Annotated in this window: 29 protein-coding genes; 13 read left to right on the plus strand and 16 right to left on the minus strand. The window is 71.9% G+C overall.

Annotated elements, in window-relative coordinates:
* Positions 1–53 precede the first annotated feature (53 nt).
* Positions 54–686: a TetR family transcriptional regulator gene (locus AB0F52_RS40405; RefSeq protein ID WP_360182756.1), complete on the plus strand. Its 633-nt coding sequence runs from the start codon at positions 54–56 to the stop codon at positions 684–686.
* Here the strand turns inward: AB0F52_RS40405 and AB0F52_RS40410 are convergent.
* Both AB0F52_RS40410 and AB0F52_RS40415 read right to left on the minus strand, forming a co-directional pair.
* A complete protein-coding gene (locus AB0F52_RS40410; RefSeq protein ID WP_360182758.1) occupies positions 662–1,666 on the minus strand; it encodes a DUF3592 domain-containing protein in 1,005 nt (334 codons plus the stop codon). The genes AB0F52_RS40405 and AB0F52_RS40410 overlap by 25 nt on opposite strands.
* Positions 1,663–2,682: a DUF3592 domain-containing protein gene (locus tag AB0F52_RS40415; RefSeq protein WP_360182760.1), complete on the minus strand. Its 1,020-nt coding sequence runs from the start codon at positions 2,680–2,682 to the stop codon at positions 1,663–1,665. Before AB0F52_RS40415 ends, AB0F52_RS40410 begins: the two co-directional genes overlap by 4 nt.
* Before the next feature lie 209 nt (positions 2,683–2,891).
* Here AB0F52_RS40415 and AB0F52_RS40420 point away from each other — a divergent pair, with 209 nt between their 5' ends.
* Both AB0F52_RS40420 and AB0F52_RS40425 read left to right on the plus strand, forming a co-directional pair.
* Positions 2,892–3,725: a helix-turn-helix transcriptional regulator gene (locus tag AB0F52_RS40420; protein WP_360182762.1), complete on the plus strand. Its 834-nt coding sequence runs from the start codon at positions 2,892–2,894 to the stop codon at positions 3,723–3,725.
* 13 nt (positions 3,726–3,738) lie between these two features.
* Entirely contained in the window at positions 3,739–3,921 is a 183-nt protein-coding gene (locus tag AB0F52_RS40425) for a DUF397 domain-containing protein (RefSeq protein WP_103339784.1), read from the plus strand.
* Here AB0F52_RS40425 and AB0F52_RS40430 read toward each other — a convergent pair.
* From AB0F52_RS40430 to hisF, 5 genes are all read right to left on the minus strand, one after another.
* Positions 3,897–4,328 carry a hypothetical protein gene (locus AB0F52_RS40430; protein WP_360182764.1) on the minus strand — a complete coding sequence of 144 codons (432 nt, stop codon included), beginning with the start codon at positions 4,326–4,328 and terminating at the stop codon, positions 3,897–3,899. The genes AB0F52_RS40425 and AB0F52_RS40430 overlap by 25 nt on opposite strands.
* Before the next feature lie 100 nt (positions 4,329–4,428).
* Positions 4,429–4,791 (minus strand): DUF1304 domain-containing protein, encoded by a 363-nt coding sequence (locus tag AB0F52_RS40435; protein ID WP_360182766.1) that lies wholly within the window; start codon positions 4,789–4,791, stop codon positions 4,429–4,431.
* Positions 4,788–5,150 (minus strand): phosphoribosyl-AMP cyclohydrolase, encoded by a 363-nt coding sequence (gene hisI, locus AB0F52_RS40440; RefSeq protein WP_360182768.1) that lies wholly within the window; start codon positions 5,148–5,150, stop codon positions 4,788–4,790. The genes AB0F52_RS40435 and hisI overlap by 4 nt, the downstream gene beginning before the upstream one ends.
* Positions 5,147–5,524 carry a hypothetical protein gene (locus AB0F52_RS40445; RefSeq protein WP_360182770.1) on the minus strand — a complete coding sequence of 126 codons (378 nt, stop codon included), beginning with the start codon at positions 5,522–5,524 and terminating at the stop codon, positions 5,147–5,149. The genes hisI and AB0F52_RS40445 overlap by 4 nt, the downstream gene beginning before the upstream one ends.
* Positions 5,521–6,294, minus strand: a complete 774-nt coding sequence (hisF, locus tag AB0F52_RS40450; protein ID WP_285989544.1) for an imidazole glycerol phosphate synthase subunit HisF — start codon at positions 6,292–6,294, stop codon at positions 5,521–5,523. Before hisF ends, AB0F52_RS40445 begins: the two co-directional genes overlap by 4 nt.
* Positions 6,295–6,423: 129 nt before the next feature.
* On the opposite strand from hisF, the gene AB0F52_RS40455 reads away from it, so the two are divergent.
* From AB0F52_RS40455 to AB0F52_RS40465, 3 genes are all read left to right on the plus strand, one after another.
* Positions 6,424–7,596 (plus strand): phytase, encoded by a 1,173-nt coding sequence (locus tag AB0F52_RS40455; protein ID WP_360182999.1) that lies wholly within the window; start codon positions 6,424–6,426, stop codon positions 7,594–7,596.
* 69 nt (positions 7,597–7,665) lie between these two features.
* On the plus strand, positions 7,666–8,166 hold the full coding sequence (locus AB0F52_RS40460; RefSeq protein WP_360182773.1) for a SigE family RNA polymerase sigma factor: 501 nt from the start codon (positions 7,666–7,668) through the stop codon (positions 8,164–8,166).
* Positions 8,163–9,143, plus strand: coding sequence for a hypothetical protein (locus AB0F52_RS40465; RefSeq protein WP_360182774.1), 981 nt, complete (start codon positions 8,163–8,165; stop codon positions 9,141–9,143). The genes AB0F52_RS40460 and AB0F52_RS40465 overlap by 4 nt, the downstream gene beginning before the upstream one ends.
* Here the strand turns inward: AB0F52_RS40465 and AB0F52_RS40470 are convergent.
* Positions 9,133–10,071: a hypothetical protein gene (locus AB0F52_RS40470; RefSeq protein WP_360182776.1), complete on the minus strand. Its 939-nt coding sequence runs from the start codon at positions 10,069–10,071 to the stop codon at positions 9,133–9,135. The genes AB0F52_RS40465 and AB0F52_RS40470 overlap by 11 nt on opposite strands.
* A 414-nt stretch (positions 10,072–10,485) precedes the next feature.
* Between AB0F52_RS40470 and AB0F52_RS40475 the strand changes: the two genes are divergently transcribed.
* Positions 10,486–10,872, plus strand: a complete 387-nt coding sequence (locus AB0F52_RS40475; RefSeq protein WP_360182778.1) for a PPOX class F420-dependent oxidoreductase — start codon at positions 10,486–10,488, stop codon at positions 10,870–10,872.
* Here the strand turns inward: AB0F52_RS40475 and AB0F52_RS40480 are convergent.
* The 3 genes from AB0F52_RS40480 to AB0F52_RS40490 all read right to left on the minus strand — a co-directional run bounded on the left by AB0F52_RS40480 (position 10,856) and on the right by AB0F52_RS40490 (position 12,377).
* Complete coding sequence (locus tag AB0F52_RS40480) at positions 10,856–11,332, minus strand: GNAT family N-acetyltransferase (RefSeq protein ID WP_360182780.1); 477 nt, start codon at positions 11,330–11,332, stop codon at positions 10,856–10,858. The two genes, AB0F52_RS40475 and AB0F52_RS40480, sit on opposite strands and share 17 nt — an antisense overlap.
* Before the next feature lie 48 nt (positions 11,333–11,380).
* Entirely contained in the window at positions 11,381–11,722 is a 342-nt protein-coding gene (locus AB0F52_RS40485) for a DUF1330 domain-containing protein (RefSeq protein ID WP_360182782.1), read from the minus strand.
* A gap of 64 nt (positions 11,723–11,786) precedes the next feature.
* Positions 11,787–12,377 (minus strand): TetR family transcriptional regulator, encoded by a 591-nt coding sequence (locus AB0F52_RS40490; protein WP_360182784.1) that lies wholly within the window; start codon positions 12,375–12,377, stop codon positions 11,787–11,789.
* 90 nt (positions 12,378–12,467) lie between these two features.
* On the opposite strand from AB0F52_RS40490, the gene AB0F52_RS40495 reads away from it, so the two are divergent.
* Together AB0F52_RS40495 and AB0F52_RS40500 are read left to right on the plus strand one after the other, a co-directional pair.
* A complete protein-coding gene (locus AB0F52_RS40495) occupies positions 12,468–12,758 on the plus strand; it encodes a hypothetical protein (RefSeq protein WP_360182786.1) in 291 nt (96 codons plus the stop codon).
* Between the two features lie 50 nt (positions 12,759–12,808).
* Positions 12,809–13,039, plus strand: coding sequence for a dihydrofolate reductase family protein (locus AB0F52_RS40500; protein ID WP_360182788.1), 231 nt, complete (start codon positions 12,809–12,811; stop codon positions 13,037–13,039).
* Here AB0F52_RS40500 and priA read toward each other — a convergent pair.
* Positions 13,036–13,773, minus strand: a complete 738-nt coding sequence (priA, locus tag AB0F52_RS40505; protein ID WP_360182790.1) for a bifunctional 1-(5-phosphoribosyl)-5-((5-phosphoribosylamino)methylideneamino)imidazole-4-carboxamide isomerase/phosphoribosylanthranilate isomerase PriA — start codon at positions 13,771–13,773, stop codon at positions 13,036–13,038. The two genes, AB0F52_RS40500 and priA, sit on opposite strands and share 4 nt — an antisense overlap.
* A gap of 122 nt (positions 13,774–13,895) precedes the next feature.
* Here priA and AB0F52_RS40510 point away from each other — a divergent pair, with 122 nt between their 5' ends.
* Complete coding sequence (locus tag AB0F52_RS40510) at positions 13,896–14,684, plus strand: hypothetical protein (protein WP_360182792.1); 789 nt, start codon at positions 13,896–13,898, stop codon at positions 14,682–14,684.
* On the opposite strand, the gene AB0F52_RS40515 is transcribed toward AB0F52_RS40510, so the two are convergent.
* The 3 genes from AB0F52_RS40515 to AB0F52_RS40525 are packed head-to-tail and all read right to left on the minus strand — an operon-like array spanning position 14,681 to position 16,677.
* Positions 14,681–15,157: a hypothetical protein gene (locus tag AB0F52_RS40515; RefSeq protein ID WP_360182793.1), complete on the minus strand. Its 477-nt coding sequence runs from the start codon at positions 15,155–15,157 to the stop codon at positions 14,681–14,683. The genes AB0F52_RS40510 and AB0F52_RS40515 overlap by 4 nt on opposite strands.
* A complete protein-coding gene (gene hisH, locus AB0F52_RS40520; RefSeq protein WP_360183001.1) occupies positions 15,158–15,781 on the minus strand; it encodes an imidazole glycerol phosphate synthase subunit HisH in 624 nt (207 codons plus the stop codon). It abuts the gene before it with no gap.
* A gap of 32 nt (positions 15,782–15,813) precedes the next feature.
* Positions 15,814–16,677, minus strand: coding sequence for a hypothetical protein (locus AB0F52_RS40525; protein ID WP_360182794.1), 864 nt, complete (start codon positions 16,675–16,677; stop codon positions 15,814–15,816).
* Between the two features lie 170 nt (positions 16,678–16,847).
* Between AB0F52_RS40525 and AB0F52_RS40530 the strand changes: the two genes are divergently transcribed.
* From AB0F52_RS40530 to AB0F52_RS40540, 3 genes are read left to right on the plus strand one after another with little or no spacing between them, the layout of a single operon-like run.
* Positions 16,848–17,024 (plus strand): hypothetical protein, encoded by a 177-nt coding sequence (locus AB0F52_RS40530; protein WP_360182795.1) that lies wholly within the window; start codon positions 16,848–16,850, stop codon positions 17,022–17,024.
* Between the two features lie 48 nt (positions 17,025–17,072).
* Complete coding sequence (locus AB0F52_RS40535; protein WP_360182797.1) at positions 17,073–18,248, plus strand: acyl-CoA dehydrogenase family protein; 1,176 nt, start codon at positions 17,073–17,075, stop codon at positions 18,246–18,248.
* Positions 18,249–18,285: 37 nt separating this feature from the next.
* Entirely contained in the window at positions 18,286–18,852 is a 567-nt protein-coding gene (locus tag AB0F52_RS40540) for an NIPSNAP family protein (RefSeq protein ID WP_360182799.1), read from the plus strand.
* Here AB0F52_RS40540 and AB0F52_RS40545 read toward each other — a convergent pair.
* Positions 18,838–19,407, minus strand: a complete 570-nt coding sequence (locus AB0F52_RS40545; RefSeq protein ID WP_360182801.1) for an NUDIX hydrolase — start codon at positions 19,405–19,407, stop codon at positions 18,838–18,840. The genes AB0F52_RS40540 and AB0F52_RS40545 overlap by 15 nt on opposite strands.
* Between the last annotated feature and the right edge of the window lie 174 nt (positions 19,408–19,581).

The following is a 19,581-nucleotide window of genomic DNA, read 5'->3' on the forward strand; positions in this document are numbered from 1 at the left end:
GATCCCGCCCACGCCGGGCCCGAAATTCAATGAGTGTTGAATTCAGCGGGCGCATGGGTCATGATGGAGCCGTGAGCACCACGGACAACAGCGAGACTACGGCCCGCCGCCGCGGCCGGCGGCCCGCCGGCCAGGACACCCGCACGGCGCTGATCGAAGCCGCGCGGTCGGTGTTCGCCGAAAACGGCTACGACGGTGCGACCGTGCGCGCGATCGCCACCCGCGCCGGCGTCGACGCGGCGATGGTCAACCACTGGTTCGGCAGCAAGGAGGGCCTGTTCGCCCAGGCGGTCCTCGAGCTGCCGTTCGACCCCCTGGAGCTGCAGAAGATCCTGCGCAACGGCCCCGACGACGAGCTGGGCGAGCGGATCGTCCGCACCTTCATCACCCGCTGGGACAGCGCGGGCGGCGGCCAGTTCGTGGCGCTCATCCGCAGCGTCACCGGCCACGAGCAGGCCGGGCACGTGCTGCGCGACTTCTTCCAGCGGTTCTTCAGCGCGCTGATCACCTCGATGGGCGCGGACCGCACCCCGCTGCGGATGAACCTCTGCGCCTCCCAGATGGTGGGCCTGGGCATGGTCCGGTACGTGGCGAAGTTCGAGCCGCTCGCCACCGAGGACGTCGAGGTCCTGGTGCGGGCGATCGCGCCGAACCTGCAGCGCTACCTGACCGGCGAAATCGGCTGAACCCGCGGCCCGGCCGCGATCACCGGGAAGTGGCCCGGCCCGGGCGGGAACAGGACGACCAGCTGCCGTCCCCAGCCGCCGATCCACGCCCGGCGGCGGACCGGGGTGCCGGGGTCGTGCAGCGACGGCGCGCAGCGCAGCACGATGCCGCTGCCGTCGCGGTAGCGGGCCTCGATGTCCGCCCGGCGCCCGCCGGGCGGCACAGCAGTCACTGTCGCGATCCGCCAGCCGGTGGCCGCGACCGCGCGTGCCCGCCGCCACCAGCCCAGCGCCACCGTCGCCGCGACCGGCAACGCGACGAAGCCGGTCACGAGGAACACGACGCCGAACCCCACCAGGACCGGGTTTCCGTTCGCCTCGGCGGTGGTGCGGACGTGCGCCGGGTCGGCGGGGTCGTAGACGACGGTCACCGGCTCGCCGACGTGGTACTCGTGCCCGGAGCCGACGGCGATGTCCTCGATCCGGGACACCTCCGGCGCGGGGTAGCGCACCCGGATCGACGGCGAGCCCCGGGCCGGGTCGAAGACGTCGATCACCGTGCCTTCCCCGCGCACGCCCGTGGCCAGGAGGTCCGCGGCGGCGCGGTCGGCGGCGATCACCCCGGCGAGGCCGGCCGCGAACAGCGCGGCCCAGGCGGCGGCGATCCCGGCGGCCCGCAGGGCGGTCCGGCGCAGGCGCGCGGCCTGCGCGCCGAGGTCGACCCGGCCCGCACCGTGGGAGCCGTCCCGCGCGGGCAGCCAGGCGCCGAAGTCCGGCACCTCGGCGAGCAGCCGGCGGTCCGGGGCGTGCAGGCGGTGGACGCCCACCGCGGCGAGGGCCAGGGAGCCGGTCAGGATGCCGGCCTCGCCGAGGAGTTCGCCGTCCGCGAACTCGTAGTCCGGGGTCAGCAGTGAGTACGCCGTGCCCGCGCCGAAGAACAGGAAGACGAGCGCCGCGGCCACCGTCACGACGCACCACCCGGTCCGCCGCTCGCCGGTCACCGGCGGCCCCTGCCCTCGGTGCGCAGGTTCAACGCGAAGGCCGGCACCGCGTACGGACCGGGGCGGCTCGGGCCGTTCGGGAAGAGGACGACCATGTGCCGTCCCCAGCCGCCCACCCACGCGAGCCGGTCGGTGAAGTCCGCCAGCGCGTTGGCGCCGTGCGTCGACGACATCGCCTTCAGCACGATGCCGGTGCCCTCGCGGTAGCGGACGTGGATCTCCGGCGGGGGCCGCCTCAGCGAGCGGCCGTTGCGCGCGAAGACGCGCACGATGTCGACCGTCGCGTTCCGCCACCCGGTGGCCGCGACCGCGCGGGCCCGGCGCCACCAGCCCACCGCGGCCCAGAGGGCGAACGGCGTCCCGAGCGAGCCGGCCACGAGCAGGACGTAGCCGAGGTTGACGAGGAACCGGCTCTTGTTCTCCTCTTTCGTGGTCCGCACGCGGTCCGGATCGGCGGGGTCGAAGACCACGGTGACCCGCTCGCCGGCGAGGTAGGAGTTCTTCGAGTCGCGGACGATCTCCGCGGTCCGCGAGCCGTAGCGCACCTCGAACGTCATCCCGCCGTCCCGGGTGTAGGTCCGCACGGAAACGACCTCGCCGGTGGTCCGGGCGCCGGTCGCGAGGAGGTCGCCGGCGGCTTTGTCGAGCAGGACCAGATCCGCGGCCCCGGCCCCGGCCAGCGCCAGCCAGGCGAGGACGAACGCCGCGGTACGAAGCGCCACCCGGCGCAGCCGCCCGGTTTCGGCGGCGAAGTCGATCCGGCGGTCGTGGTCGTGACCGGTCGGCGGCGGCAGCCAGCCCCTGAAACCGTTTTCCCGCGCGGCGGCGCGGTTCCGGGCCGACACCCGCAGACGCCAGACGGCGCAGCCGAACCCCACCGCGAGCAGCACGGCGACCGCGGCAACCACCCCGAAATCCGTCACCACATCCGGCGAAAAGGCGAGGACGGTCACCACGGCCACCGGGAGGGCGAACCACACCCACCGCCGTTTGACGAAACCGCCGAAGGGGTCCATCAGCCGAGCTTAGAAGCCTTGAGCAGCGCCGATGCTGCGAGAAACGGCACAGGACGGCGAGGCAACCGGACGGCCGCGCCGAGCGTGCAAGGGAGCAGGCCCGACGGTCACCCGTCGTCACCCGGATGCCGGAAGGAATGGCTATTCCTCGCATTTCGTGGACACCATTCGCACATTCGGGGAATCGACGGGATTCGTATTATCGGCTCATGAAGCCAACGTCTTCGGGTCCCGCCGCGAGAACTCTCGCCGCTTCGCTGCGCGAAGAACGCGAAGCACGCAAAGTCGGTCTGCGCGTTCTCGCCGACGAGCTGGGAATCCTCCCCCAGCTGTTGTCGGCGTGGGAGAAGGGGCATCGACTGCCGAGCGTGGAGGACGTGTCGGCGATCCTCGCGCTGCTGGGCATCCGCGGGGAGAAGCGCGACCGGATCCGCACCCTGGCCCGGCACGCGCGCGAGCCCAATTGGCTGGCGTCGAGCAACGCCGACATCTCCCATGCCCTCACGGCGCTGCTGGCCTTCGAGAGCACCGCAACCAAGATCACCGCCTGGTCGCCCTTGCTCGTGCCCGGACTGCTGCAGACTCCGGACTACATCCGGTCGATCATGGAGGCTTCTTCGGTTCCGGTCGAGGAGGCCGACAAGCGCCTGCGCATCCGGCTCAAGCGGCAGGCGGTGCTCACGCGGCGGGACCCGGTCGCGCTCCGCGCCCTGATCGGCGAATGGGCGATCCGGGAAACCGTCGGCACCGCAGAGGTCATGTCCGACCAAATCGATCATCTGCTCGAAATTTCGCAGCGGACGAACGTTTCCGTGCGGGTGGTGCCCGCCGGAATCGGCTACCACACCGGTCTGCTGGGACCGTTCGAGATCTACGAGTTCCCCGGCACGCCCCCGATCACTTTCGTCGAGCACGCCCATTCGAGCGCGTTCCTCCACGAAAAAACGCAAACCGTCGCCCACCAGCGGGTGGTTAAGATGCTTGGCGAGCAGGCGTTGAGCGAAGCCGCCTCCCGGGAACTGCTCGAGGAGGCAGCACACTAGCGGAGGCGACCACATGGCCGTTTGGCGGAAGTCCTCGTACAGCGGGGAAAACTACAGCTGTGTCGAGGTGGCGCTCGGGCCGGTCGTGGGCGTGCGGGACACGAAGGCCCGCCGGGCCGGTCAGCTGACCGTCTCCGCCCGGGCGTGGCGTTCGGTGCTCGACCGCCTGGCTCAGGATTCCGGCAGCCACCGGTAGGTGTCGGCGCGCGCCGCGAACAGCACCGTCTTCTCGCGCAGGGGCGGCTTGGGCGGGATGAGCACCGTCAGCGCCGCGGGGCCGTCCCCGGCGACGAGCGCGGGCAGGTCCGGCAGTTCCGAAAGCGCCTGCACCGCGTTCCCGGCTTCCCGCGGCCGCAGGTCGATGCGGCTGCCGTCGGCGAACCGCACGGCGACGGTGCCTGACGTGCCGAGCGTGGCCACGCCGGTGAGCGTCACCGTCGCGGTGCGCCAGCCCGTCCGGCGGGCGGCCACCGCCTGCCGGTGACACGCGAAACTCCAGTAGCCGGGCACCACGGTGAGGACCGCGGCCCCCACCGCGGGCACCACGAGACCGGCGAACAAGCACGCCGCGGCGATCAGCACGCCCACCACCGTGGCGAACACCCAGCGCGCGAACCTCGACTGCAGCGTCGCCGAACCCCAGGCCGCCCAGTTCGGCTCGGCGCGCTCCGGCGGCGGCAGCCAGTTCCCGGCCAGGGGGTGCCTACCGCGCGAGCAGCAGCGCGATGAGCGCCAGCGTGCCCGGGACCACCTGGACGAACAGGATCCGCTTGCTGGCCGTCGCCGCCCCGTACAGGCCCGCGATGATCACGCAGACGATGCCGTACAGCTTGAGCTGGAAGCCGGTCGGGTCGCTCGCGATGAGGCCCCACACCAGCGCGAGCGCCAGGAAGCCGTTGTACAGGCCCTGGTTCGCGGCGAGCGTCTTGGTCTCCTCCGCGAACTCCTTCGTCAAGCCGAAGCCGGCGCGGGCGCGCGGCGTCGTCCAGAGGAACATCTCCAGGACGACGATGTAGAGGTGGATCAGGGCGACGAGCCCGACCAGGATGTCGGCGACGATGGTCACGCGAGCTCTTTCTCATCGGCCAGGAGGAGGCGTTCCTCGGTGTCGAAGCAGGTGTGCGTGCCGGTGTGACAGGCCGGGCCGGTCTGGTCGACGCGCAGCAGGACGGTATCGCCGTCGCAGTCGATCCGCACTTCGCGAACGTGCTGGTAGTGGCCGGACGTCTCGCCCTTGACCCACAGCTTCCGCCGGCTGCGCGACCAGTACGTGCCGCGGCGGGTGGTGAGGGTGGCGGCGAGGGCGTCGTCGTTCATCCAGGCCATCATCAGCACGTCCGAAGTGGCGTGCTCCACGACGACCGCGGCGATCAGGCCGTCGGCGTTGCGCTTGAGGCGCGCCGAGACGGCCGCGTCGAGGGTCATGCGTTGGCTCCCAGGATGTGCCGCTTGAGCGGCATCGAATTCAGCAGGACGAACGCGTAGCCGTAACCGGCGAAGGAGAGGCCGGAGAACAGCTTGTTGAACCACAGCTCGGCACCGAGCAGCAGGAACGCGTGCAGCAGCGCGAACACCACCGCCACGACCAGGCCGCCGATGCGCGCGCTGCCGTGTTTGAGGACGAGCCCGGTGGTGACGACGCCGCCGAGGATCAGGGCGAGCGCGGGCATCCGGTAGATGACCAGGCTCGCTCCGGCGCTCAGCACCGGGATCAGGTCGAGCAGCGCCCACGCGACGGGCAGCCCGATCAGCAGACCGGCGGTGACCTTCACCTCGGCGGGTGCCTGCCAGGCCTTCACCGGACCTCGACCCCGCCTTCGCGGAGGGCGTCCTTGACGTCCCCGATCTTCAGCTGTCCGAAGTGGAACACGCTGGCGGCGAGCACGGCGTCCGCCCCGGTCCGCACGGCGGGCAGGAAGTGCTCGACGGCCCCGGCACCTCCGCTGGCGATCACCGGGACGCGCACGGCCTTGCGCACGAGCTCGATGAGCTCCAGGTCGAAGCCGTTCTTGGTGCCGTCGGCGTCCATGGAGTTCAGCAGGATCTCCCCGACGCCGAGTTCCTCGCCCCGCGCGGCCCACTCGACGGCGTCGATCCCGGTCCCGCGGCGGCCGCCGTGGGTGGTCACCTCGAAGCCGGAGGCCGTCGGCTCGCCGCCTTCGGGCACGCGCCGGGCATCGACGGACAGCACGATGCACTGGGCGCCGAACCGCCTCGACGCCTCGCTGAGGAACTCGGGCCGCGCGATCGCGGCGGTGTTGATGCTGACCTTGTCGGCGCCGGTCCGCAGCAGCCGGTTGACGTCGTCGTTGCTGCGCACCCCGCCCCCGACGGTGAGCGGGATGAAGACCTGCTCGGCAGTCCGGCGGACGACGTCGTAGGTGGTCTCGCGGTCCCCGGAGGAGGCCGTGACGTCGAGGAAGGTGAGCTCGTCGGCGCCTTCGGCGTCGTAGCGCCGGGCCAGCTCGACAGGGTCACCGGCGTCACGGAGGCCGGCGAAGTTGACCCCCTTCACCACCCGGCCCGCGTCGACGTCGAGACAGGGGATCACCCGCACCGCGACAGACATGGCCACCAGCGTAGTCAAGGGGCTCCGGACATCGGTCAATGGCACGGCCGGTGCGGCGATCCGGCATCCGCCGTTCACGCTCCGGCCACCCGATTCGTCTAGTTTCCGCGCGTGCGCAGACTCCTCCCGGTGGCCGTCGCCGCCGTCTCCCTGCTGACCGCCGTCCCCGCTTCGGCCGCGCCCCGCGAGCCGGCGCCCGTCCTCCAGACGCAGGCCTTCGTCGACGACGCCGGCGCCTCCCCCGCCAACGCCGATGCCGACGACCCCGCGATCTGGGTGCACCCCCGCGACCCCGAACGCAGCGTCGTCCTCGGCACCCTCAAGAAGGGCGGCCTCGCCGCGTTCGACCTGGGCGGGCGGACCCTGCAGCTGGTCCCGGCCGGGCCGGGCGGGCGGTTCAACAACGTCGACGTCGTCGGGGACCTGGCCGTCGTCAGCGACCGGGGCCGGGACCGCGTCCGCGTCTACCGGATCGACCCGGCGGGCTCGGCCGCCGGCGCGCACGTGCTGCGCGACGTCACCGACCCCGCCGCCGCGCCGGTGTTCTCCGCGTCGGAGTCCGAAGTGGACGAGCAGCGGACCGCCTACGGCCTGGCCGCGGGCCGGGACCCGCACACCGGCGTCCGGTGGGTGGCGGTGACCCGACGGCACGAGACGCGGGTGGCGCTCCTGCGGCTCGTCGACCGGCCGGGCGGCACCGTCGGCACCGCACCGATCGCCACCGTGGACCTGCCGTCGACGTTCCGCCTTCCGGACGGTTCGGCCTGGTCGCCGTGCGAGGAGCCCGGAGAGGGGCCGCAGCTGGAGGGCTCGGTGCTCGACGGGCGGGTGCTCTACACCGCCCAGGAGGATGTCGGGATCTGGCGGATCCCGCTGACGCCGTCCGGCTTCGGCCGGCCCGAGCTGAGCGACCGCGTGCGCTCCTTCGGCGTCCCTTCGCGCTGGGACGCGGCCACCGAGGAGTGCGTCCCGGCCGGCCCCGACCCCGGCTTCGGCGGCCGGTGGCTGACCGCCGACGCGGAGGGTCTCGCGCTGGCGGACGGCACGCTCTTCGCCTCCAGCCAGGGCGACTCGCGGTTCGTCGTCTACGGCAAGCACGTCCGTGACCTGCGGATCGTCGCGGGCCGCGGCACGGACTCGGTCGAGCACTCCGACGGCTCGGCGATCAGCACGGCGTCCCTGGGCCGCCGCTTCCCGCACGGGCTCCTGGTGGTCCACGACGGCGAGCGCCGCCCTTCTGCCGGCGACCTGCCGACCACCGGCTTCGCCTTCGTCCGGCTGGAGGACGTCCTGGCGCGATAAAAAACTTCCGTCCGCCACGCAGCGGCCGGGCCCCCTCGCGCGTCCACAGTGGTGACCGAAAGGACGCGTGTGACCTTCGAAGAGTTCGTGGCGGAGCGGCTCGACGGGCTGCTCCGCTACGCCACCGTCCTGACGAACGACCCGCACCTGGCGCAGGACGTCGTCCAGGACGTGCTCCTGCGCGCCCAGCAGCGGTGGGACGACATCGCCGCGCCGCCGACCTACGTGCGGCGGATGGTCACCAACGAGTACCTGTCGTGGCGGCGGCGGGCGGTGCGGCGGATGGTGTCGAGCAGCCACGACGTCCTCGACGCGCTCGGCCCGCCCGAACCGGACCCCGCGGCCGCCTACGACGAGCGGGACGCCATGCTCGGCCTGCTCGCCACGCTGCCCCGCAAGCAGCGCGCGGCCGTGGTGCTGCGGTACTACGAGAACTACTCCGACAGCGAGATCGCCGCGATCCTGCGGTGTGGCGCCTCCACCGTGCGCAGCCAGATCTCGCGGGCACTGACCACCCTGCGCGAAGCCGGGTTGAAGCACACCGTCGTCACCACCGGAGCCCCCGAATGACCCGCAGCGAGCACGAGACCGAGACGCTGATCCGGGACAGCCTCGACCGCCTGGCCGCCCGCGCCCCGGACGGGGCGGCGGTGCACGAGGCGCTCGCGCGCGCCGGCCGGAACCGGCAGCCGGCGTCCCGGCTGGCCCTCGTCGCCGCCGCCGTGGTCGTGCTGGTCGTCGGCATCATGGTGGGCACGCAGCTGCTGACCACGCCCCCGGCCCCGGTGCCGGCCGCGGGCCGCCCGGTGCTCACCTACGGGCCGGGGTGGCTGCCGGCGGGCCTCACCGAGCAGCACCGCGAAGGCGGCCCCGGGATCACCCCGGGGGTCCGGCGGTGGCTGGCCGGCCAGGCCGCGGTGACGCTGCTGGCGTACTCCACCGCCGACCCCGACTGGTCGCAGGCGGCGCTCAAGATCGCGTCGCTCAAGGACCAGGTCCTGGTGCGCGGCCGGGTCGCGATGGACACCGGTTCCGGCAGCGACGCCCAGGTCACCTGGCTGGCCGACGACCAGCACGTGCTGGTCGCCTCGGTCACCGGAATCCCGGACGCCCGCACGGTCGCCAAGCGGATCGCCGACTCCGTCACCACCGAACCGGTCGACGTCCACGGTGAGCTGAGGTTCGGCCCGCTGCCGGCGGGGCTGGCCGAACGGTCGGCCGCGGTGACGGGCACCGGCCCCGGCGACGCGCGCACCGCGCTGACCGCGGCCGACCCGGCCCGGCCGGCCATCCCCGTGGTGCGGGTCACCGCCGGCGCGAGCGCCCCCCGGATGACCGGCGCCGCGCCGGTGACCGTCCGCGGCGGCGAGGGCCTCTTCGCGGCCCCGCAGAACGGGCGGGACGCGCTGGTCGCGGTCCGGCTGCCGTCGGGGCGCTGGCTGACGGTGTCGGGGGCGCGGCCCGAGGCCGAGCTGATCGCCGTCGCGAACGGCGTCCAGCCCGACCCGGCACCCGACTACCGCTGGCTCGGGCGGCTTACCAGTTGATCATCGGGAACCAGATGATCCCGAGCCTGCCCAGCACGCGGACGTCCCAGTAGAGCAGCGTGAACGTGCCGCCGACGAGCAGCGCCACGCCCGTCACGGTCGCGATCCGCGCCGGTTTCGCGGCCAGCCAGCGCTGCACGCGCCCGCCCGTGGCGCGCGTGAGGATCAGGAATAGCACCGCCATGACGACGATGTTGCCGAGCGACTGGAGGGCGAACGCGGCGGCGCCGTAGAGGACGTTGTGCTGCTCCGCGGCGCTGCGGAACATCACCCGGAAGAGCGGGTACGGCCGGCCGATGAGGAACCCGCCGATGAGGGCGCCCATCAGCACCAGCGGCGCCGCGGGGTGGCGGCGGGTGAAGCCGGCGAAGGGGTTGCGCAGGATGCCCAGCGCGATCAGGCCCATCAGCAGGAAGACCAGGCCGACGACCCCGAAGGCGATCATGGACTGCACGCTGCGCGGGGAGAGCCCGGTGGTCTTCGCGGTGTCGAACTGCGGCATCCGCGTGCCGACGAGCGCGACGATCACGCCGTAGGCGACCGAGACGGTGAGCATGCCGGCGGCGATCCAGCCGAGCGGCTTGAGCGCGCTCCGCTTCTCCCCCGCCTGGTCGCCGACCAGGGGCGCGACCGCGCCGAAGGCGGCGATGTTGCAGGCGGTGAACGACCCCGCGAGGCCGGAAACGAACGCGAAGAGCGTCCCGGCGAGGACGCTGCTGATCGGGGTGGCCTTCGCGTCGTAGCCGAGGAGTCCGTTCGCGACACTGTCGCCGATCACGGAGTCGACGAACGGCGCCGACCAGATGGCGGTCAGCACGAACCCCGCCACGACGGCGGTGAGCGCGATGACGGCCCGGCGCGCGGGATACGGCCCGGCGCCGAAGAACCCTGCCTGTGGATGAACCGGTATTTGCTGGCCGACCGCCATCGATGCCCTCCAGGGTGCGGGAATGCAGCCCCGAAAGCGTTGCAGGTGGACGAGTTGAAGCGCGTCCTCCAGGCGTGCGGGGTTTCGGTGCCGAACGGCCTAGGCATTTCTCACACCGGTTACGGTGGGCGATGACCTTCCCCGGCAGCGCCGCGTGGGCGGTGCGCTACCCCCTCGCCGTGGGTCCACAGTGGACGCTGCGATCGGCGCGGATCGCCGGCCTCGGTGCGCGGGAACCTCGACCTCGAGGCGTCCGCGATGACGTACACCTTCCCGGTGCACCGGCTCGCCCCTGCCGGCCGGCGGCCGGCCCGAGGCGCCGTTCGGCTTCGCCTGCGTCCTCGAATGCGACGACACGGGCCTGCTCACCCGCTATCCCGGCATCGCCGTCCGCCACCCGGCTACGGTGGGCGCATGACCTCCGAGACCGACCGCCTCGCCGCCGAGCGCTACGTCGTCCTGACCACCTTCCGGCGCGACGGGCGGGCCGTGCCGACCCCGATCTGGGTGGCCGGCCGCGACGGCGAACTGGTGCTGTGGTCGGAGCGCGCCGCCGGCAAGGTCAAGCGCATCCGCAACGACGGCCGGGTCGAGGTCCAGGCCTGTGACGTCCGAGGGAAGAAGACGCACGGCGCGAAGGTCTCCGGCCAGGCCCGGCTGCTGGACGCCGCCGAGAACGAGCAGGTCCGGCGGGCGATCGCCCGCAAGTACGGGATCGTCGGGCGCGTCACGATGTTCTTCTCGAAGCTGCGCGGCCCGGAGGACCGGACGATCGGCATCGCGGTCAAAGTGGACGGCTGAAGCTCCGGAAACCGCGCCGCAGGTAGTTCGGCAGCGCGTTGGGGTGGTCGAGGGTCGAGGTGTGCAGCCAGACGCGCCGCGTCCCGGGCAGCGCCCACGCGTCGGCGACGACCAGGGTGAGCGCGAACCCGCCGAGTCCCTTGCCGACGAACTCCGGCACCAGGCCGAACGTGGTGATCTCGACGTCGTTCCCGGGCTGCGGCTCGAAATCCGCGGCGCCGGCGACCTCGCCGCGGTACTCGACGAGCCGGTATTCCCGGCGGGGCGCGGCGAGCCAGCGGGCCCATTCCTCGTCGCCGCGGGACGCGCTCGGCCACCGGTGGGGCGTCCCGATCCGGACGTGCAGCTCACGGATCAGCGGCCCCGGCCGGATGGCCCGCAGCGCAACGCCCTCGACGAGCGGAGCGGGGTTGAGCTGATCGGCGGCGGTCATTTCGAGCTGGGTGACGATCTCCTCCACCCGCGGCAACCTACTCCTCCGGAGGCGGCTGTCAGCCGCTTTTCGGCGTCAAGCGGCGCCGCGCAGGGCCGCCGCCAGCGCGGCGGAGTCGTGGTCCGGCCCGCAGCCCTCGACCAGGATCAGGTCACCCGGGATGTGGTCCGCGCGCAGGGGCAGGATCTCGCGGTAAGCGGGCGAGTCGTACCATTCGCGGGCCACGGCGAGGCTCGGGAACCCGATGAGCACGAGGCTGCCGGGCCAATCTCCTTCGACGACCTGCACCGGCGCGCCGTGCACGAGGAACTTGCCGCCGTACGGGTCGAGCGTCGCCTGGATGCGCTCCAGGTACTGGAAAGCTTCTTCCGGCAGCACAGCGGGCGGGCGCAGGTGCGCGAGGCCGTAGGCGGTCATGGCGGTTCCTTCCGGTTGTCCTTGTCGTGGAAGGAATCCTGGCCGCTCGCCGGCATGGCGTCGATTACCCCGGAGGTAAGGGCTGCCCGGCCAGCAGCCGCTCCACCAGCGCCGTGACGAGGTCGTGGCGCTGCTCGTCGGTGAACAGGTCCGGCAGCGTCAGCCGTTCCATGATCAGCCAGTTCAAGGCCAGCCACAGCAGGACCACCGTCGTGCCGTCGCCGGGCAGGCCGGACTTCTCGTGGTATTCGACGTTGAAGTCGACGTCCGCGCGGATGCGCCGGGTCAGCACCTCCCGCAGTTCCGGCCGGCGCACGGCTTCGAGCCGCAGTTCCAGCAGCGCCAGGAATCCCGTCGGGAACGCGGCCACGCGATCGACGAGGTCGTGCATCAGCTCGGCGACGCGGGCCCGGTCGCGCGGCCCCTCGAGGCCGCCCGCGAGCACCGCGTGGTCCACCAGCCGCTCGTAGACCCGCTCCCCCGCGTGCTTGAGGATCTCGCCGCGGCTGGAGAAGTAGTTGGAGGCCGTGCCGACCGGGACGCCGGCCTGCTGGTCGACGGCGCGGAAGGTGAGCCCGCGCGCGCCGTCGTTGGCCAGGACCTCGATCGCGGCGTCGAGCAGCGCCGCGCGTCGCTCGGGGTTGCGTCGCACCATGATGTTGACACCACTCCAGACGTAGTACTACGGTCGCCACCACTGCACGCAAAGTACTACACACGGAGTTATTCCGACAGGGGGACCTTCATGCGCAAGCTCGTCTACTTCACCGGCGTCAGCATCGACGGCATGATCGCCGGACCCGGCGGCGAGACCGACTTCGACCCGCTCGCCCCGGACATGGTCGCCCATGTGCGCGCGGAGTTCCCGGAGACCATGCCGCGGCACATCCGGCCGCTCATCGGAATGGCCGCGGACACGCCGAACAAGCGGTACGACACGGTGATCATGGGCCGCGCCACCTATTCGATCCCCCTGGCCGAAGGCATCCCCGATCCGTACCCCCCCTGCGGCAGTACGTCGTCTCGCGGTCGCTGACCGAGGCCGACCCGGCTGTCACGCTCGTGCCCGGCGATCCGCGAGCGCTGATGCGGCAGCTCAAAGCCGAGGCAGGCTTGGACATCTGGCTGTGCGGCGGCGCGGACCTGGCCGGTCAGCTGCTGCCGGAGATCGACGAACTGGTGGTCAAGTCGTACCCGGTGATCGCGGGCGGCGGCACACCGATGTTCACCGGCGGCTTCGGGCCACGCGCATTCACCCCCACCGAGGTCCTCACCTTCGGCCACGGCGGCACGATCACGACCTACCGGCCGAGCTAGAGCTTCGCGACCGCGGCAAGGGCTTCCGGCAGCGTGAACGCGCCGGCGTAGAGCGCCTTTCCGACGATGGACCCCTCGACGCCGTCGGACGCCAAGCCCGCCAGGGCGACGAGGTCGGCCACGCTCGACACCCCGCCGGAGGCGATCACCGGCGCGTCCGTGCGGGCGACGACGTCACGCAGCAGCTCGAGGTTCGGGCCGCGCAGCGTGCCGTCCTTGCTGACGTCGGTGACGACGTAACGGGACGCGCCGTCGCGGTCGAGGCGCTCCAGGACGTCCCACAGGTCGCCGCCGTCGGAGGTCCAGCCGCGGGCCGAAAGCCGGTGGCCGGCCTCGGTGATCCGCACGTCGAGGCCGATCGCGACGCGGTCGCCGTACTCGCCGATGACCCGGGTGGTCCACTCCGGGTCTTCGAGCGCGGCGGTGCCGAGGTTGACCCGCCGGGCCCCGGTGTCCAGGGCGGCCTTCAGCGACGCGTCGTCGCGGATGCCGCCGGAGAGCTCCACCTGCACGTCGAGCCGGCCGACGACCTCGGCGAGCAGCTCGCGGTTGCTGCCCTTGCCGAACGCGGCGTCGAGGTCGACCAGGTGGATCCACTCGGCGCCGTCGCGCTGCCAGGCCAGCGCGGCCTCCAGCGGGCTGCCATAGGAGGTCTCGGTGCCGGCCTCGCCCTGGACGAGTCGCACGGCCTGGCCATCGGCCACATCAACGGCGGGAAGGAGCGTGAAAGTCACGCGGCTCACTCTAGGGCGGAGACCCGGATCACCCGGTCAGAGGGTCGCCAGCCCGACCGGTTCGGCCGATACCCACCTGCGCCGCGCGGCCGTACTCTCACTGCGGTTCCGGAAGGGGGTTGGTGGAAGCGTCTGACAACGAAGCCGGGTACTCCTTCTCCGAGCGACTGCCGTTCTACGTCGTCGTCCAGCTGGTGAGCGTCCTGTTGCCGGGGGCAGGTGTGCTCACCGAAGCGACCTTGTTGGGAATCCACTACGCCCGGCACCCCGGAACGGATCTCGGGTTCTTCGTCGACACGTTGTCCGGCGTCCGCGGCGCGGGCATCGTGCTGTTCGCCGCCGTGGGCCTGTCGGGCGCGTTCGTGCTCGGCTACCTCTCCCGCGAGCTGGCGTTCGTCACGGTGGGCAGGCTGGAGAAACGCAGACGCCGCCGTCACTCGGACCCGCCGGGCTGGCCGCGGGTGCGGAAGCTGGTGGGCAAGGAGACGGCCGACGCGCTCGTCCGGCAGCATCCGGTGCTCGAACTGGTCGACGGCGACGGCAAGTCCCTCGGAGAGCGGGCCGGTGCGGGCGGCGGGCACGTCGCCGACGCCGATCTCGAGGTCTTCGCCTACAGCAAGCTGTGGCTGCGCGGCCGGTCGGCGGCGTTCCGGCTGGACTTCCTCGAGCTGGAGATCAACGTCCTGGCCGGCCTGCTGGTTCCGGTCCTGCTCTGCACCGTCGACGTGCTGGCCATCGGCGACGAGCCGGTGGCCATCCGGATCGCCGCGGTCCCGACCGGGCTGCTGGTGTGCACCGCCCTGCTGCGGTCGATTCGGCGGCTGCGGCGGACGGAACGCTGGGAAGCACTGCGCAACATGGCGTTCGAAGCCGTGATCCAGCGGGCCGAGGCCAAGCGAGTGGCCGGCTAGAAGCGCAGGTCCGGCAGCATGCCCTCATCCTGTGGGCCGTGGACGGCGAACAGGAGCAGTCGCAGGTTCCCTCCGGTTCGGTGGGCCGCGACCGCCCGGTGCGTGCCGTCCAGCAGCAGGAACCCGCAGTCACCGAGGACGTAGACCGGGAGCGGAAGCTGGACGGGTCCGGCGTCGGCGCGGAAGCGGGCCTCGAACTCGGCGATCCGAGCGGCGCGCTTGGCCGGCCACGAGGCTTCGGTGAGGGCGGCCTCACGGACCCGCAACGGTCTGGCGCCCGCGTCGCGAAATTCGCTGTTCCGGCCGTCCGGCCCGGCGTACCAGACGGTTCGCAGGTCGCCGAGCACGGCCGCCGACCGGCTGGTGATCGTCTCGATCCGGCACTCCGTGGCCAGCCTCCTCCAGTCCAGCAGGACGCGGATGCTGCCGTCGCCGAAGAACCGGACGAAGTCGGCCACCGGGACCTCGGTCACTCAGCTCCCCACGAAGTCCAGCCAGTTGCGCAGCAGCTGCGCCCCGGCGTCGCCGGACTTTTCCGGGTGGAACTGGGTGGCCCACAGCGGCCCGTTTTCGACCGCGGCGACGAAGTCCTCGCCGTGGTGGGCCCAGGTGACCTTCGGTTCCTGCCCGGCCAGGCCGTCGAGCTCCCACTTGCGCGCGGCGTAGGAGTGCACGAAGTAGAACCGCTCCTCGGGGTCGAGACCGGCGAAGAGCTGCGAGTCCGCGGGCGCGCGCACGGTGTTCCACCCCATGTGCGGCAGGACGTCGGCGTGCAGCCGGTCGACGACCCCGGGCCATTCCCCGGTGCCTTCGGTCTCCTCGCCGTGCTCGACGCCGCGGGAGAACAGGATCTGCATGCCGACGCAGATGCCGAGCACCGGGCGCCCACCGGCGAGCCGCTTCCCGATGATCCGGTGCCCCTGCACGTCCAGCAGCCCCGCCATGCAGGCGGAGTAGGCACCGACGCCGGGTACGACCAGGCCGTCGGCTTCGACGGCGGCATGCGGGTCGGCGGTGACCTCGACATCGGCCCCGGCGCGCGCCACAGCGCGTTCGGCGGAGCGGAGGTTGCCGGAACCGTAGTCGAGGATCACCACACGAGACACGCCACCCAGCGTAGCCGTCGCCCTCAGCGGCGCTCGAAGGAATAGACGTCGGTCACCGTGTTGCAGGGTGACGGCGGCACGACCTCGACGCGCAGCACGCCGTCGTCGTAGTCGACGCCTTCCGGCGTGAAGGTGCCCGTGCAGGTGCTGACCAGCGGAACCTGGCCGATCTCGCGGACCCGGGCGGGCACGTCGTGGCCGTTCAGCGGGCGCGCGAGGTCGATCTGCAGGAGCTGCAGGTTCGTCGGGTACAGGTCGTTGTACGGGTCGCTGGTCGCGCAGATCAGGCGCGTCGCGCCGGCGAAGTCGCAGCCCTGGGCACTGCGGATGTGGTGGTCGAGGTGGATGCGGGCGGCGACCGGGAGGTCGCCGGCCACCTTCGGGCCGCGCGGGTTCAGGAAGGGCGCCGGGGAGACGAAGAGGCGGTCGACCTCCCCGAGCGGGCCGGAGACGAGCCACTGCCCGTCGGGCGTGGCCGCGACCTGGGCGTTCGCGTTGGCGGCCGGCTCGTCGGGCTGCAGCGGGTGGACGAACTCCGTCGTCGTCCCGTCCGGCTTGGTGACCAGGTACATCTTCGTGGCCGGCGTCGGAGTCCGGGTGTCCTGGTAGACGTCGAAGACGTAGCCGCGCAGCGAGTCGGGGTCGCCGACGTGGCCCCAGCCCTCGTCCTTGAGCGGCTGCGGGATGGTGGCGCCGTTGCGGTAGACGATCTCGGGGGCGTGGCCGGGCAGCCGGAGTGTCGCGAGGCCCTCGCCGCTGATCCGGTTCTCGGCGGTGGTGTGGCCGACCTGCTGCCAGCGGGTGCCGTGCGCGGTGGCGACGCCGGCGGCGGCGAGCAGGGTGGCGGTGGTGAGGGCGAGCAGACTTGCCGTCCGCAGTGCGCGCATGTGCGCTCCTGGAGGTCGAGGCCTTGGCGGCGGCGACGCCATCCTGCCACAGAGCGCGCGCCGGCCGGAAAAATCTTGAAGAAATCCGTTTGACCGTCCCGCTCCCCGGGTATCACTTCACCCGATCGTGTGCGCTCAGCCCGGCACGACCGGACGCCAGGGAGGCGAAGATGGCCGAGGACGATCTGCTGTCCCAGATGCTGCACGCCTGGCGTGACGACATCGAAAGCGTGCCGTTTCCGCAGTTCAGCGAGCTGCTGATCCCACGGCAGCAGACCCGCCCGCGGTGCTCGCCGAGCGCGTCTGCTGCCCGCGTGACGAACGCCACGCGGAGAACAGACGCCTGACTGTGGTTTCCTGCGGTGGCCGCATCGACGCGTCCACCGGGAGCCCTCATGAGCAGCCGCACCCCTGACCCGCACGACTTCCTCGACCTCGACGCCGGGCTCGCCGAAGAGGAACGCGCCATCCGCGACGCCGTCCGCGCATACGCGAAGGACCACCTGCTCGACCACGTCGCCGACTGGTACGAAACGGGCGCGCTGCCCGCGGCGGAGCTGGCGAAGGGCTTCGGCTCGCTCGGCCTCCTCGGCATGCACCTGGAGGGCTACGGCTGCGCCGGCACGAGCGCCATCGCGTACGGCATCGCGTGCCGCGAACTGGAGGCCGTCGACTCGGGCCTGCGCAGCTTCGTCTCGGTGCAGGGGTCGCTGGCGATGTACGGGATCCACAAGTGGGGCAGCGAAGAGCAGCGGCAGGAGTGGCTGCCGCGGATGGCCACCGGCGAGGCGCTGGGCTGCTTCGGCCTGACCGAACCGGACGCGGGCAGCGACCCCGGTTCGATGCGGACCCGCGCGGTGCGAGACGGCTCCGACTGGGTGCTCTCGGGCACGAAGATGTGGATCACCAACGGAACCGTCGCCGACGTCGCGGTCGTCTGGGCGCAGACCGACGACGGCATCCGCGGCTTCGTCGTCCCGACGTCGACGCCGGGCTTCACGGCGAACGAGGTCAAGCACAAGCTGTCACTGCGGGCGTCCCTGACGGCGGAACTGGTCCTCGACGGCGTCCGGCTGCCTGCATCAGCGGCGTTTCCCGAGGTCCGCGGGCTGCGCGGGCCGCTGTCCTGCCTCAACGAAGCCCGCTACGGCATCCTGTTCGGGGTCGTCGGCGCGGCGCGCGCGTGCTACGAAGCCGCGTTGGAGTACACGCTCTCGCGGTCGCAGTTCGGGAAGCCGCTCGCCGGGTTCCAGCTGACCCAGCGCAAGCTCGCCGACCTGCTCGTCGAGGTCAACCGCGCCGGGCTGGTGGCGCTGCAGATCGGGCGGCTCAAGGACGCCGGCGCCCTGCACCACAACCACGTCAGCTTCGGGAAGATGGCGAACGTCCGGTCGGCGCTGGACGTGGCCCGCACCGCGCGTTCGATGCTCGGCGCCAACGGGATTTCGCTGGAGTACCCGGTGATGCGGCACATGGCGAACCTCGAGACGGTGCTGACCTACGAAGGCACCGAGGAGATGCACGCGCTGTCCCTCGGCCAGGCGGTCACGGGGCTGGCGGCGTTCCGCTGACCGGTTTTTGTCGGTGGTGCCCGCTAGCTTCTGCACCATGACTTCTTCCGAGACTGTCACCGAGCCTTACTCCGCGTTCGAAACCGTGGTGGAGCTGCGGCGCTACACCTTGCACCCCGGCCGGCGCGACGAGCTGATCGAGCTGTTCGAGCGCGAGTTCGTCGAGCCGCAGGAGGCCGCGGGCGCGCACTTGTTCGGGCTGTTCCGCTCGCGGGCATCCCCGGACGAGTTCGTGTGGCTGCGCGGCTTCCGCTCGATGTCCGAGCGCAAGGCGGCGCTGGCGCAGTTCTACTTCGGCCCGGTCTGGAAGGAGCACCGATCGGCGGCGAACGAGACGATGATCGACTCCGACAACGTGCTGTTGCTGCGCCCCCTCCGCCGCGGCCTGGCTTCCCCGCCACCGGGAACGGGCCTGCACGTGACGGTGTCGTCGCCCGCGTCCCCACCGGATTCGGCGTTCGCGGCGTTCGAGACGGAGCCGGCTCCGAACACGTTCCCGCAGCTACCGGTCCGCACGGACGGCCCGTTCTCGGTGTGGTTCAGCCGGGTGGCTGCGGATTCCTCGTTCGAGCTCGTACCGACTTCGCGGTCACTGATCCGCTGAAAGGAGTTCGAGGAGCCCAGCGGGGTAGAGGATCTTGCTGCCGTCCCGGAACTCGCGGACGTCGACCCACCGCGCGGTGGCGGGGTCGTCGAGGATCTTCATCTCGTCGCGCCGGTAGAAGCTGTCATCGACGAACTCGGCGGTGAAGACGAAGGCGATCTCGTGCCCGCGCCGGTCACGCCAGGTGAAGACGTTCTCGAGCACCCCGAGCCGATCACCGACCTTGATCTCGGCACCGAGTTCCTCGCCGAACTCGCGCACGAGGGCATCTTTGCTGCCCTCGCCGAACTCGACCCCGCCCCCGAGCGGCCGGTAGTAGGTCTCGCCTTTGAAGTCGTCGCGCCCTTCGAAGACGAGCAGTGCGTCGCCGCGCCAGATGATCCCGAGAGCGAGCGGCCGGATTGTGAGCCCCATGTGCATCACGGTATCGGTCCGCGCCTCCCGCAGCACGAGCCCGGCCACCCACCCGGCCCCGGCAACACCGAGCACGCCGACGGCCAGCCACGCCCACCCACCCCCGAAAACCCCGGCCACGGCAACGGCAACGATCCCCACGGCAGGCACCGCCCAGGGCGAAACCCCCATGACCACCTCGTCCCAGCTTGTCGACTGGGCCTGAATGCTGGCCTAACATGGTCGGATCCTGGAGGGCGGGGTGAGGCGGATGCGCAGGTTGCGGTTCGTTCGCCGGATCACGCAGCTCACGAGCAATCCGCCGCCGACGCTTCC

The sequence above is a fragment of the Amycolatopsis sp. NPDC024027 genome, assembly GCF_040638975.1.
Taxonomy (GTDB): Bacteria; Actinomycetota; Actinomycetes; order Mycobacteriales; family Pseudonocardiaceae; genus Amycolatopsis.